We start from the raw sequence: 13,037 nt of genomic DNA on the forward strand, positions 1-13,037 counted from the left end.
TGTCTTATGTGGCTCATTGTACCAGTACATGAGTACAAAAGGGATAAAAAAAAACCCGATTGCAATAACCGGGGCTTTTATCACTGCCGTTTAAAAATAATACGGCAGATTATAGGTCAATTATGCATCACCGAAGCGACGACGAGCGGTTGCAGCTCCGTCTTCACGACGCGGGCCACGGCCACCTTCACGGCGTTCACCGCTGAAGCTACGGCCTGCACCTGCCCCAGCGCCTTCGCGACGTGGACCACGACCGCCTTCACGACGCTCGCCGCCGAAGCCACGACCACCGTCACGACCGCCACGGCGTTCGCCGCTGCGCTCTGGACGAGGCTGTGCGTCACCCAACAGCTGCATATTCATCGGCTTGTTCAGAATACGAGTACGGGTAAAGTGCTGCAGTACTTCACCTGGCATGCCTTTCGGCAGCTCGATGGTGGAGTGAGTCCCGAACAGCTTGATGTTACCGATGTAACGGCTGCTGATGTCGCCTTCATTAGCGATAGCGCCAACGATGTGACGAACTTCAACGCCATCATCACGGCCCACTTCGATGCGGTACAGTTCCATATCGCCAGCATCACGACGCTCACGACGTGGACGATCTTCACCACCACGCTCTGGACGGTCGCCGCGCGGGCCACGATCATTACGGTCGCCACGACGTTCGAAGCGATCGTCACGCTCTTTGAATTCGCGACGTGGGCGCATCGGTGCATCTGGTGGCAGGATCAGAGGACGTTCACCCTGAGCCATTTTCAGCAGTGCTGCAGCCAGCGTTTCGATGTCCAGCTCTTCTTCAGCAGAAGGCTGAATTTTAGCCAGCAGGCCACGGTACAGATCCAGATCGCTGCTTTCCAGCTGCTGCTGAACTTTAGCGGCGAATTTAGCCAGACGACGCTCACCCAGCAGATCTGCGTTTGGCAGTTCTACTTCAGGAATCGTCAGCTTCATGGTGCGTTCGATGTTGCGCAGCAGGCGACGCTCACGGTTCTCAACGAACAGCAGCGCACGGCCAGCACGGCCAGCACGACCGGTACGGCCGATACGGTGAACGTAAGACTCGGAGTCCATCGGGATGTCGTAGTTAACAACCAGGCTGATACGCTCCACGTCCAGGCCACGGGCCGCAACGTCGGTGGCGATCAGGATGTCCAGACGACCATCTTTCAGGCGCTCCAGGGTCTGCTCACGCAGCGCCTGGTTCATGTCCCCGTTCAGCGCGGCGCTGTTGTAACCGCTACGCTCCAGCGCTTCAGCCACTTCCAGGGTCGCGTTTTTGGTACGAACGAAAATGATCGCCGCATCAAAATCTTCTGCTTCCAGGAAACGAACCAGCGCTTCGTTTTTACGCATGCCATAAACAGACCAGAAGCTCTGGCTGATGTCCGGGCGAGTAGTTACGCTGGACTGAATACGCACTTCCTGAGGATCTTTCATGAAGCGACGGGTAATGCGACGAATCGCTTCCGGCATAGTAGCAGAGAACAGCGCGGTCTGATGTTCGGCCGGGATCTGCGCCATGATGGTTTCAACGTCTTCGATGAAGCCCATACGCAGCATTTCATCCGCTTCATCCAGCACCAGACCTTTCAGGCCGGACAGGTTCAGGGTACCGCGTTTCAGGTGGTCAAGCAGACGCCCTGGGGTACCCACAACAATCTGAGGTCCCTGACGCAGAGCGCGCAGCTGCACGTCATAACGCTGGCCGCCGTAAAGGGCCACAACGTTCACGCCGTGCATGTGTTTAGAGAAATCCGTCATGGCTTCAGCAACCTGAACCGCCAGTTCGCGGGTCGGGGCCAGCACCAGAATTTGTGGTGCTTTCAGCTCAGGATCGAGGTTGTTCAGCAGCGGCAGGGAAAACGCTGCAGTTTTACCGCTACCAGTCTGGGCCATACCCAGAACGTCACGGCCATTCAGCAGGTGTGGGATACACTCAGCCTGAATTGGTGATGGCTTTTCGTAGCCCAGATCGTTCAGGGCCTGAATGATAGAGGCATGCAGCCCCAGATCAGAAAAAGTAGTTTCGATGATATCAGTCATGTAGTACATGTGCCTCGTTGATGGCGGCCAGTCTACGTAACTCATCGTGAAATTGATCTGCAATTTTCATTGAAAAGTGTGAACCGGCTCAAATTTGATTGATTAACGAACAAAAACGCCCTCACCCGTGAAGGTGATGACTTTAGTTAAAAAGTTTATGGGACGATCGTTGTTCGTCAGCTATTGCTGGTCCGATTCTGCCAGGTCGTCATGCTCCTGGCCCAAGAGCGCTAATTCCAACAATGCATAACGATGCTCAACGTAGTTGTGTACGTTGTTAGCAACCGCTAACTTGAACAGTGCCTTGGCGCTGTCCTTATCCCCCAGACTTAGGTAGTACTTACCTAAATAGAAGTTGGTTTCACTGAGATGCTCAGCGAGCGAGGTGTTATCCGTTGCGTCCGCCTTGAGGCGTTCCATTAGCTCTTTTTCGCTAATGTTGCCCAGGTAGAACTCGACAATATTCCATCCCCATTGCTCTCTATCCGATTTCTCGAGACGCTGTTGTAGCGCCACTTTGGCCTGTTTTTCGTCTAAATTGCGTTCAGCAATATAGAGCCACAGGCTACGGAAAGGATCGTTGGGATCGTCTTGATAAAACGCCAGCAGATCATCTTGCGCTAAACGATAACGACCACCGTAATAGAGGGCGATACCGCGATTTAAGTGCGCGTAGTTGTAAGTTGGATCAAGCTCAAGTACAGAATCAAACGCTTCATAGGCAGCATCAAAATTGCCTGCCTGCGTTAAATAAATGCCTAAGTAATTGAATACTTCAGGCATATCGGGACGGATGGCCAGCGCTTGTGAAAAATCATTCCGCGCCAGAGCCCTCAGACCGAGGCTATCATACAACACTCCGCGCTCATATAAAAGCTGTGCGCGTTCGTCATCGGTTAAAGCCCGACTGGCAAGTATTTGTTCCATGCGTGCCAGAATCACTTCCTGCTGCAGCGTAGGCTGCAATGGCACCGCTAATACTTCGTTCTTACGCCAGGCAGAGTTGCTGCATCCGGCCAGCGTGATAGCTGTCGCAACGAAACACCAGCGCAAAAAAGGCTTCATTTCCTACTCCCGAAGACAACAAATGGATGAACGTCCTGTCCCCCGGCTGCAAACGAGACATCCTGTCCCGTAACAAACAGCTCTCCATGTCACCATGGAGAGCTTAATTGGCAAACCTTACTCAGCTTCTGGCGCGGCTGGTGCTGCACCTTCTGCCGGAGACTGCTCGGTTGCTTCTTTAATGCTTAAACGGACGCGGCCCTGACGGTCAACTTCCAGTACTTTCACCGGAACTTCCTGACCCATCTGCAGATAGTCAGTCACTTTCTCTACGCGCTTATCAGCGATTTGAGAGATGTGAACCAGACCTTCTTTACCGCCGCCGATAGCAACAAACGCACCGAAATCAACGATACGAGTGACTTTACCGTTATAGATACGGCCCACTTCGATTTCCGCGGTGATCTCTTCGATACGACGGATAGCGTGTTTCGCTTTGTCACCGTCGGTCGCTGCGATTTTAACGGTACCGTCATCTTCGATTTCGATGGTGGTGCCGGTTTCTTCGGTCAGCGCACGAATCACAGCCCCACCCTTACCGATCACGTCTTTGATCTTGTCTGGGTTGATTTTGATGGTGTGAATACGTGGTGCGAACTCAGAGATATCGCCACGAGGTGCATCGATAGCCTGTTCCATCACGCCCAGAATGTGCAGACGCGCACCCTTAGCCTGGTTCAGAGCCACCTGCATGATTTCGCGGGTGATACCTTCGATTTTGATATCCATCTGCAGCGCAGAGATACCTTCACGGCTACCGGCTACTTTGAAGTCCATGTCGCCCAGGTGATCTTCGTCACCCAGAATGTCGGACAGAACCACGAAGTTGTCGCCTTCTTTCACCAGGCCCATTGCGATACCCGCAACGGCGGCTTTGATTGGCACACCTGCATCCATCAGTGCCAGAGAAGCACCACACACGGAGGCCATGGAAGAAGAACCGTTAGATTCGGTGATTTCAGAAACCACACGAACGGTGTACGGGAATTTATCAGCTTCTGGCATAACGGCCAGAACGCCACGCTTCGCCAGACGGCCGTGACCAATTTCACGACGCTTAGGCGAACCTACCATCCCGGTCTCGCCTACGGAGTACGGAGGGAAGTTGTAGTGGAACAGGAAGCTGTCAGTGCGCTCGCCCATCAGCTCGTCCAGCGTCTGTGCGTCACGTGCGGTACCCAGCGTTGCGGTAACCAGCGCCTGAGTTTCACCACGGGTGAACAGTGCAGAACCGTGAGTACGCGGCAGAACGCCAGTACGAACGTCCAGGCCACGAATCATGTCTTTCTCACGGCCATCGATGCGCAGCTCGCCTGCCAGAATACGGCTACGAACAACGTTTTTCTCGATAGCGTGCAGAATGTCAGACAGTTCGCCAGCATCCAGAGATTCGTCTTCTGCGGTCAGCGTCGCGATAACGTCAGCTTTGATGACGTCAACCTGGGCATAACGCTCTTGCTTCTCAGTGATGCGGTAAGCATCGCTCAGGCGGGATTCAGCCAGTGCGGCAACGCGCGCATTCAGCGCTTCGTTCACAGCTTCTGGCTGCCAGTCCCAACGTGGTTTACCGGCTTCGGCAACCAGCGCGTTGATTTCTTTGATGACAATCTGCTGCTGATCGTGGCCGAAGACAACGGCGCCCAGCATCTGGTCTTCGCTCAGCAGTTCAGCTTCGGATTCAACCATCAGCACTGCGCTTTCGGTACCGGCAACAACCAAGTCCAGCTTGCTGGTTTTCAGCTCTTCGGCAGTTGGGTTCAGCACGTACTGGTCATTGATGTAACCAACGCGAGCGGCACCGATTGGGCCGTTAAACGGAATACCGGACAGGCTCAGCGCTGCAGAAGCACCGATCATGGCTACGATATCAGGGTGAACCTGTGGGTTTACGGAAACAACGGTGGCGATAACCTGCACTTCGTTGACGAAACCTTCAGGGAACAGCGGGCGAACCGGGCGGTCAATCAGACGCGCAATCAGGGTTTCGCCTTCGCTTGGACGGCCTTCACGACGGAAGAAGCTACCTGGGATACGACCAGCAGCGTAGGTACGCTCCTGATAGTTAACGGTCAGCGGGAAGAAGTCCTGGCCTGGCTTGGCTTTTTTCTGGCCAACAACGGTAACGAATACCGCGGTGTCATCCATGCTTACCATTACAGCAGCGGTAGCCTGGCGAGCCATCATGCCGGTTTCAAGCGTGACCGTATGCTGGCCATACTGGAATTTACGAACGATCGGATTCAGCAAAATAAGATCCTTTAAAATGACGGGCAGCACGTGGCTTCACGCGCCGCCGTTGGTACCCGACCTTCATCGCATCCTCGCGACTAATGACAATCCTAACCCGCTCTGACGGGTAAAGCCTCTCATTAGCCGCGCGAACCTCTGCAATAAAGATCACACTCAGCAACAATACATTAGTTTCCATAGAATTGCTGCCGTCTGGTTGAAAAAAGGGGCCCTTACAGGCCCCTTTTTCTGAAACTCGCAAGAACTAGCGACGCAGACCCAGGCGCTCGATCAGGCCAGTGTAACGTGCTACATCTTTACGTTTCAGGTAGTCGAGCAGTTTACGACGCTGAGAAACCATACGCAGCAGACCACGACGGCTGTGGTGATCTTTTTTGTGCTCTGCAAAGTGACCCTGCAGGTGGTTAATCTGTGCAGTCAGCAGTGCAACCTGAACTTCGGTAGAACCGCTGTCGTTAGTACCACGACCAAACTCGGAAACGATTTTAGCTTTAGCTTCAACGCTTAGAGACATTTTCAACTCCAACATTATAGATAAATAAACAGGGTGCCGATCTCTAATTCAGCAACCCCAGTGCACGTCTGAACCAGTTGTTAAACAATGGGCCAGCCGTTAAGCCGCGCTATTTTACCTGTAGCGCCCTTTTACCGCAAGGTAGCGACAAAAGTCAGACGGGATATTCGACGACCAGGCGACGCGGAGCAACCCGGCCCTCACCATCGATTTCACCCATGCCGATAAACTTCTTCTCTTCGCCTTCAGTGACGCGCACCAGCCCTTCGGCTTGAACGCCAGCCACCCGAACTGGATTACCGTTTTTAAAGTAGACGGCTACTTCAGGCAGCAAATTCACCAGCGGGAAATCTGAGGCAGGGCTATCCATCGGCATCAGCAACGGATCCAGCATCTCCGCAGGCTCGCGCTCCTGTCGATGCGCCTGTTCAACCAGCTCGTTGAGCTGCTCCAGAGTGACCATGCGCTCAATCGGATATTTACTTACAGCCAGGCGACGCAGGAAAATAACATGCGCTCCGCAGCCAAGTTTTTCACCGAGATCGTCAACGATCGTACGAATGTACGTTCCCTTAGAGCAGTGAACTTCCAGCTCCAGCTCATCCCCTTCATGGCGAATAAACAGCAGCTCATACACCGTGATAGGGCGAGCTTCACGTTCAACTTCAATACCCGCGCGCGCATATTCGTACAGGGGCTTACCCTGATGCTTAAGCGCAGAGTACATCGATGGAACCTGCTCGGTATCCCCGCGAAAGCTCTCCAACGCAGCAGCAAGCTGCCCGGCGCTAAAGCTAATTGGGCGCTCCTGGACCACAATGCCGTCGGCATCAGATGTGTCCGTGCGCTGCCCAAGTTTGGCAATCACGCGATAACGTTTGTCGGAATCCAGCAGATACTGGGAGAACTTCGTCGCTTCACCAAGACAAATCGGCAGCATACCGGTCGCCAGAGGATCCAACGCCCCGGTATGACCTGCGCGGTTTGCGTTATAAAGACGTTTTACTTTTTGTAATGCGTCGTTGGACGAAAGGCCCTGAGGCTTATCGAGCAACAGTACACCATGAATATCACGACCACGACGACGAGGACGACTCATCAATCCTCCTTGCTGTCGTCCGTATTCACGCGACGCTCGTCATCATGACGGATGACATTGGAAACCAGGTTAGACATGCGCATCCCTTCAACCAGCGAGTTATCGTAGAAGAAGGTCAGTTCCGGCACGATACGCAGACGCATAGCCTTACCCACCAGGGTGCGGATATAGCCCGATGCATCCTGCAGAACTTTGATGCCTTCTTTGATGGCATCTTCGTCTTTGTCGTTCAGGAAGGTCACAAATACTTTGGCATACGCCAGGTCACGGGAGACTTCGACCCCAGAAACGGTGGTCATCATGCCCAGACGCGGGTCTTTAATTTCGCGCTGCAGGATAATGGCAATTTCTTTCTGCAATTCCTGAGAAACGCGCTGCGGGCGACCAAATTCTTTCGCCATAATAATTTCTCCAGACAAAACGGGGGGCACACGGCCCCCCTAAGATAATTGATGCGGTACGGCTATCAGGAGATGGTACGCTTGATCTCGATAATTTCGAAGACTTCGATCATATCGCCCACGCGCACGTCGTTGTAGTTCTTAACGCCGATACCACATTCCATGCCGTTACGGACTTCGCTTGCGTCATCTTTGAAGCGGCGCAGGGATTCCAGCTCGCCTTCATAGATAACCACGTTGTCGCGCAGTACGCGGATTGGGTTGTGACGTTTCACCACACCTTCGGTAACCATACAGCCAGCAATCGCGCCAAACTTCGGTGATTTGAAGACATCACGAACTTCAGCCAGGCCGATGATCTGCTGTTTCAGCTCTGGAGACAGCATACCGCTCATCGCCGCTTTCACTTCGTCAATCAGGTTATAGATGACGGAGTAGTAGCGCAGATCCAGGCTTTCAGCTTCAATCACGCGGCGTGCAGAAGCGTCGGCACGGACGTTGAAGCCAACCAGAATAGCGTTGGATGCTGCAGCCAGTGTTGCGTCAGTTTCGGTGATCCCACCCACGCCGGAGCCGATGATTTTAACTTTAACTTCATCGGTAGACAGTTTCAGCAGGGAGTCGCTGATCGCTTCCACAGAACCCTGAACGTCGGCTTTCAGCACGATATTCACTTCGGACACTTCGCCTTCGGTCATGTTGGCGAACATGTTTTCCAGTTTGGATTTCTGCTGACGAGCCAATTTAACTTCACGGAATTTACCCTGACGATACAGAGCAACTTCACGGGCTTTCTTCTCGTCACGAACAACGGTCACTTCGTCACCTGCGGCAGGTACGCCGGACAGGCCGAGGATCTCAACAGGAATAGAAGGACCCGCTTCGGTCACTTCACGGCCCATTTCGTCACGCATCGCACGCACGCGGCCATACTCGAAGCCACACAGAACGATATCGCCTTTGTTCAGGGTACCTTCACGCACCAGAACGGTTGCAACCGGACCACGACCTTTATCCAGGAAGGATTCGATGACCACACCGCTTGCCATACCTTTACGGACAGCTTTCAGCTCCAGGACTTCGGCCTGCAGCAGGATGGCATCCAGCAGGTCGTCGATGCCGGTACCGGCTTTCGCAGAAACGTGGATGAACTGGCTTTCGCCGCCCCACTCTTCCGGCATGATGCCGTACTGGGACAGTTCGTTTTTAACGCGATCTGGATCGGCTTCTGGCTTATCGATTTTGTTCACCGCGACGACTACCGGTACCTGCGCCGCTTTTGCGTGCTGGATAGCTTCGATAGTCTGTGGCATCACGCCATCGTCAGCGGCAACAACCAGAACAACGATATCCGTTGCCTGAGCACCACGAGCACGCATAGAGGTAAACGCTGCGTGACCTGGGGTATCCAGGAAGGTGACCATGCCGTTGTCGGTTTCTACGTGGTAAGCACCGATGTGCTGGGTAATACCACCCGCTTCGCCGGAAGCAACTTTAGTAGAACGAATGTAGTCGAGCAGAGAGGTTTTACCGTGGTCAACGTGACCCATAATGGTCACAACCGGTGCACGGGTCTCTGCCGCAGCGCCTGTATCACGGTCGCTCATTACCGCTTCTTCCAGCTCGTTCTCACGACGCAGGATAACTTTGTGGCCCATCTCCTCAGCAACCAACTGAGCGGTTTCCTGATCGATAACCTGGTTGATGGTCGCCATTGCACCCAGCTTCATCATCGCTTTGATGACCTGAGAGCCTTTAACTGCCATTTTGTTAGCCAATTCAGCAACGCTGATGGTTTCACCAATCACAACGTCACGGTTAACGGCCTGCGCTGGCTTGGTGAAGCTCTGCTGCAGGCTGCTTGGCTTACGCTTGCCTTTGCCACCGCGAACGGCTGCGCGAGCTTCTTCGCGATCAGCTTTAGACTCGCCGTGCTTACCGCCAGCTTTTTTCTGACGTGGTGCTTTCGCTGCAGTACGGCCACGACCACGGCCGCCTTCAACTTCACGGTCGTTTTCGTCTTCCGCCTGGCGAGCGTGCTGGGAAGTGGTGACGTGATAGTCAGACTTATCGTCTTCTACCTTCTCCTGCTCTTCCCAAACGCCAGCGTTAGCTTCAGCCATTTTACGGGCTTCTTCCGCCACACGACGGGCGTCTTCTTCAAGTTTGCGACGGGCTTCTTCTTCAGCTTTGCGCTTCAGTTCAGCAGCTTCCGCTTCACGGCGAGCCTTCTCGGCGTGGGCGGCTTTCGTCATTTCATCAGTTTGTTGATTGCTCACTTTGTCTTTTTCCGCAGCTTCACGTTTCGCTTTATCAGCGGCTTCGCGCTTAGCTTGTTCTTCAGCTTCACGCTTAGCTTTTTCTTGTGCCGCACGTTTGGCAGCTTCCTCTGCCTCACGCTGGGCTTGCTCTTCCGCTTCACGCTGCGCCTGTTCTTCCGCTGCAAGGCGCTCTGCCTCTTGCGGATCACGTTTCACAAAGGTGCGCTTCTTGCGGACTTCGATTTGTACCGATTTACTTTTCCCACCGGTACCTGGAATGTTTAAAGTACTGCGCGTTTTGCGCTGTAAAGTCAACTTGTCTGGACCTGAACCATGCTCATGATTCAGGTGTGCCAGGAGCGTTTGTTTCTCTTGCGCCGAAACGGAGTCGTCAGCAGACTTCGGGATCCCTGCATCAGCAAATTGCTGTACCAGGCGGTCCACGGAGGTCTGAATCTCTGCGGCCAGCGCTTTTACGGTTACATCTGTCATGCTGTTCCTTCCTGCTACAGTTTATTACGCTTCGCCGCCAAACCAGCAAATGTTACGCGCTGCCATGATCAATTCGCCGGCTTTCTCGTCCGTTAAGCCTTCGATATCAGACAGATCGTCAACACCTTGCTCGGCAAGGTCTTCCAGCGAGCTAACACCACGAGCAGCCAGTTTAAAGGCCAGCGGGCGATCCATACCGTCGAGGTTCAGCAAGTCCTCGGTAGGTTTTTTATCGCCAAGACTCTCTTCTTGCGCCAGAGCCAGTGTGGTGAGCGCGTTTTTAGCGCGATCGCGTAATGCTTCCACGGTGTCTTCATCAAGGCCGTCGATTTCCAGCAGCTCGTTCATTGGCACATAGGCCAGTTCTTCAAGCGTGGAGAAACCTTCTTCGACCAACACGGTGGCGAAATCCTCGTCAATGTCGAGGTATTTGGTAAAGGTATCAATAGCCGCATGCGCTTCAGCCTGATGTTTAGCCTGCAGGTCATCAACGGTCATGACGTTGAGTTCCCAGCCGCTCAGCTGTGATGCCAGGCGAACGTTCTGACCGTTACGGCCAATGGCCTGGGCCAGGTTGCCTGCCTCTACCGCGATATCCATCGTATGTTTGTCTTCATCGACAACAATGGATGCTACGTCAGCCGGTGCCATTGCGTTGATAACAAACTGTGCCGGGTTGTCGTCCCACAGTACGATATCAATACGCTCACCGCCTAACTCAGTAGAAACCGCCTGAACGCGCGCACCACGCATACCAACGCATGCACCGACCGGGTCGATACGCTTGTCGTTTGTTTTCACGGCGATTTTGGCACGAGAGCCAGGATCGCGTGCAGCGGCTTTAATTTCGATAACTTCTTCACCGATTTCCGGCACTTCAATGCGGAACAGTTCGATCAGCATTTCAGGTTTAGAGCGGCTAACGAACAGCTGCGCACCGCGAGCTTCAGGACGCACTGCGTACAGCACGCCGCGAATACGGTCACCCGGACGGAAGTTTTCGCGTGGCAGCATATCTTCACGCAGAATCACGGCTTCAGCGTTGCTGCCGAGATCCAGAGAGATGTTGTCACGGTTAACCTTTTTCACCACGCCAGTGATGATCTCACCTTCATGCTCGCGGAACTGATCGACTACCATCGCGCGTTCTGCTTCGCGAACTTTCTGCACGATAACCTGTTTAGCGGTCTGGGTAGTGATACGGTCAAAGGTTACGGATTCAATCTGATCTTCAACGTATTCACCCACGGTGAACGCTGGATCTTCAAACTGAGCCGCTTCAAGAGTGATTTCACGCGTAGGTTGAGTCACTTCTTCAACGATAACCCAACGACGGAAGGTATCGAAATCACCGCTTTTGCGGTCGATTTCAACGCGAACGTCAATCTCTTGCTCGTATTTTTTCTTGGTCGCCGTTGCCAGTGCACTTTCCAGCGCTTCGAAAATTTTCTCACGCGGCAGCGCTTTTTCGTTGGAAACTGCTTCAACAACAGCCAAAATTTCTTTGTTCATCCTGGGTTTTCACCTCAATCCAAACTATTAAAAGTGGGGTACCAGGTTCGCTTTCTGGATGTTGCTCAGCGCGAACACTTCGTCTTTTCCTTCGACCGTTACCGTGATCATCTCACCGTCTACGGCTTTAATAATACCCTGCCATTTGCGGCGGTTTTGCACAGCCATACGCAGGACAATGCTCACTTCTTCGCCGGTAAAACGAACGTAGTGTTCTGCAGTGAACATTGGGCGATCGAGGCCAGGTGAGGACACTTCCAGGTTATAGGCCACGGTGATGGGATCTTCGACATCCAGTACGGCACTGACCTGGTGACTGACATCAGCACAATCATCAACATTGATGCCATCTTCACTATCAATATAGATGCGCAGCGTAGACGTGCGGCCCCGAACGAATTCGATGCCCACAAGTTCATAGCCCAGTGCTTCGACCGGTGCTGAAATCATCTCTGTTAATTTTTGCTCTAATGTGGACAAGCCCACCCCCAAGACATAAAAAAAGGGCATATAGCCCAGTTATTCTAAAGTCAGATAACAAAAAACCCCGATAAATCGGGGCTTTATATAACTGAACCCTGTATGCCGCAACTGCGGCCCGGACACCGTCCAGGAGAATTTTTTTCTAAATTCTTCGCGAAGGCACCGAAACTGGTGTTCACAGTATATTTGAAAAAGAACTCTCAGGGAAAGTGGTTGCGGGGGCCGGATTTGAACCGACGACCTTCGGGTTATGAGCCCGACGAGCTACCAGGCTGCTCCACCCCGCGTCCGAAAACGTGGCAAATACTACGCCAGAATTGCATTAAATGCAAGAATTGCTAGGATTTGGTACCGAGGACGGGACTTGAACCCGTAAGCCCAATCGGGCACTACCACCTCAAGGTAGCGTGTCTACCAATTCCACCACCTCGGCACTCTTTGAACACGGCAACCTTCATGTTACCGCATTGAAGCTGACAAACTTACTGTGGGATATCGCTGCTCGGCTTGGTAGGTGCCGCTGGCGCAGTCTGCTCAGTTTGTGCTGGCTGACTCAAATTTTCCCACTCACTTCCTTTACTGGTTTTATTGGTGCTGAGGTTACCCAGAACCAGGCTCAGGATAAAGAACAACGTTGCGAGCACACCGGTCATGCGGGTCATGAAGTTACCAGAACCACTTGAACCGAATAACGTAGCGGAAGCGCCTGCTCCGAAGGAGGCTCCCATATCAGCGCCTTTACCTTGCTGCAGCATGATGAGACCTACAAGGCCTAACGCTACAATAAGGAAAACAACCAAAAGAGCTTCGTACATAATCAACCTGTTCCTTGCGGGGTTACCGCACGCCAATTGCTTCAAACCAGTTAAGCGGATACGTTTGTCATTACCCACTGAAGCGGGTGAGAATACTAA

The 13,037-nt window shown here is 53.1% G+C and carries 11 protein-coding genes and 2 tRNA genes; all 13 read right to left on the reverse strand.

Annotated elements, in window-relative coordinates; all coding sequences use genetic code 11:
• Positions 1-120: 120 nt before the first annotated feature.
• On the reverse strand, positions 121-2,046 hold the full coding sequence (locus tag B9Y90_RS08500; protein WP_039298146.1) for a DEAD/DEAH family ATP-dependent RNA helicase: 1,926 nt from the start codon (positions 2,044-2,046) through the stop codon (positions 121-123).
• Complete coding sequence (yrbN, locus tag B9Y90_RS26400) at positions 2,039-2,116, reverse strand: protein YrbN (RefSeq protein WP_099458804.1); 78 nt, start codon at positions 2,114-2,116, stop codon at positions 2,039-2,041. The genes B9Y90_RS08500 and yrbN overlap by 8 nt, the downstream gene beginning before the upstream one ends.
• Positions 2,117-2,226: 110 nt before the next feature.
• A complete protein-coding gene (nlpI, locus tag B9Y90_RS08505) occupies positions 2,227-3,111 on the reverse strand; it encodes a lipoprotein NlpI (RefSeq protein WP_039288069.1) in 885 nt (294 codons plus the stop codon).
• A 117-nt stretch (positions 3,112-3,228) separates the two neighbouring features.
• The gene (gene pnp, locus B9Y90_RS08510) at positions 3,229-5,358 is read right to left on the reverse strand and encodes a polyribonucleotide nucleotidyltransferase (RefSeq protein WP_085540972.1); all 2,130 of its coding nucleotides are present in this window, start codon (positions 5,356-5,358) and stop codon (positions 3,229-3,231) included.
• 247 nt (positions 5,359-5,605) lie between these two features.
• Positions 5,606-5,875, reverse strand: a complete 270-nt coding sequence (gene rpsO / locus B9Y90_RS08515; protein ID WP_008454776.1) for a 30S ribosomal protein S15 — start codon at positions 5,873-5,875, stop codon at positions 5,606-5,608.
• A 154-nt stretch (positions 5,876-6,029) separates the two neighbouring features.
• Positions 6,030-6,974, reverse strand: coding sequence for a tRNA pseudouridine(55) synthase TruB (truB, locus tag B9Y90_RS08520; protein ID WP_085540973.1), 945 nt, complete (start codon positions 6,972-6,974; stop codon positions 6,030-6,032).
• Positions 6,974-7,375 carry a 30S ribosome-binding factor RbfA gene (rbfA, locus tag B9Y90_RS08525; protein ID WP_008454782.1) on the reverse strand — a complete coding sequence of 134 codons (402 nt, stop codon included), beginning with the start codon at positions 7,373-7,375 and terminating at the stop codon, positions 6,974-6,976. Before rbfA ends, truB begins: the two co-directional genes overlap by 1 nt.
• Before the next feature lie 65 nt (positions 7,376-7,440).
• Entirely contained in the window at positions 7,441-10,128 is a 2,688-nt protein-coding gene (gene infB / locus B9Y90_RS08530) for a translation initiation factor IF-2 (RefSeq protein WP_085540974.1), read from the reverse strand.
• A gap of 24 nt (positions 10,129-10,152) precedes the next feature.
• Positions 10,153-11,640, reverse strand: a complete 1,488-nt coding sequence (gene nusA / locus B9Y90_RS08535; RefSeq protein WP_039288081.1) for a transcription termination factor NusA — start codon at positions 11,638-11,640, stop codon at positions 10,153-10,155.
• Between the two features lie 27 nt (positions 11,641-11,667).
• Positions 11,668-12,120, reverse strand: coding sequence for a ribosome maturation factor RimP (gene rimP, locus B9Y90_RS08540; protein WP_008454786.1), 453 nt, complete (start codon positions 12,118-12,120; stop codon positions 11,668-11,670).
• 213 nt (positions 12,121-12,333) lie between these two features.
• A tRNA-Met gene (locus B9Y90_RS08545) sits at positions 12,334-12,410 on the reverse strand.
• Between the two features lie 59 nt (positions 12,411-12,469).
• Positions 12,470-12,556 (reverse strand) — tRNA-Leu (locus B9Y90_RS08550).
• A gap of 49 nt (positions 12,557-12,605) precedes the next feature.
• Positions 12,606-12,938, reverse strand: a complete 333-nt coding sequence (gene secG / locus B9Y90_RS08555) for a preprotein translocase subunit SecG (RefSeq protein ID WP_038478508.1) — start codon at positions 12,936-12,938, stop codon at positions 12,606-12,608.
• Positions 12,939-13,037: the final 99 nt, after the last annotated feature.

It is taken from the genome of Cedecea sp. NFIX57 (assembly GCF_900177785.1).
Classification (GTDB): Bacteria; Pseudomonadota; Gammaproteobacteria; order Enterobacterales; family Enterobacteriaceae; genus Cedecea; species Cedecea neteri_C.

Excerpts from the sequence above, each read along its gene's own strand:
- B9Y90_RS08500 (WP_039298146.1), bottom strand. The coding sequence starts at position 2,046 with ATGACTGATATCATCGAAACTACTTTTTCTGATCTGGGGCTGCATGCC.
- nusA (WP_039288081.1), bottom strand. The coding sequence starts at position 11,640 with ATGAACAAAGAAATTTTGGCTGTTGTTGAAGCAGTTTCCAACGAAAAA.
- infB (WP_085540974.1), bottom strand. The coding sequence starts at position 10,128 with ATGACAGATGTAACCGTAAAAGCGCTGGCCGCAGAGATTCAGACCTCC.
- truB (WP_085540973.1), bottom strand. The coding sequence starts at position 6,974 with ATGAGTCGTCCTCGTCGTCGTGGTCGTGATATTCATGGTGTACTGTTG.
- rbfA (WP_008454782.1), bottom strand. The coding sequence starts at position 7,375 with ATGGCGAAAGAATTTGGTCGCCCGCAGCGCGTTTCTCAGGAATTGCAG.
- rpsO (WP_008454776.1), bottom strand. The coding sequence starts at position 5,875 with ATGTCTCTAAGCGTTGAAGCTAAAGCTAAAATCGTTTCCGAGTTTGGT.
- secG (WP_038478508.1), bottom strand. The coding sequence starts at position 12,938 with ATGTACGAAGCTCTTTTGGTTGTTTTCCTTATTGTAGCGTTAGGCCTT.
- nlpI (WP_039288069.1), bottom strand. The coding sequence starts at position 3,111 with ATGAAGCCTTTTTTGCGCTGGTGTTTCGTTGCGACAGCTATCACGCTG.
- yrbN (WP_099458804.1), bottom strand. The coding sequence starts at position 2,116 with ATGAAAATTGCAGATCAATTTCACGATGAGTTACGTAGACTGGCCGCC.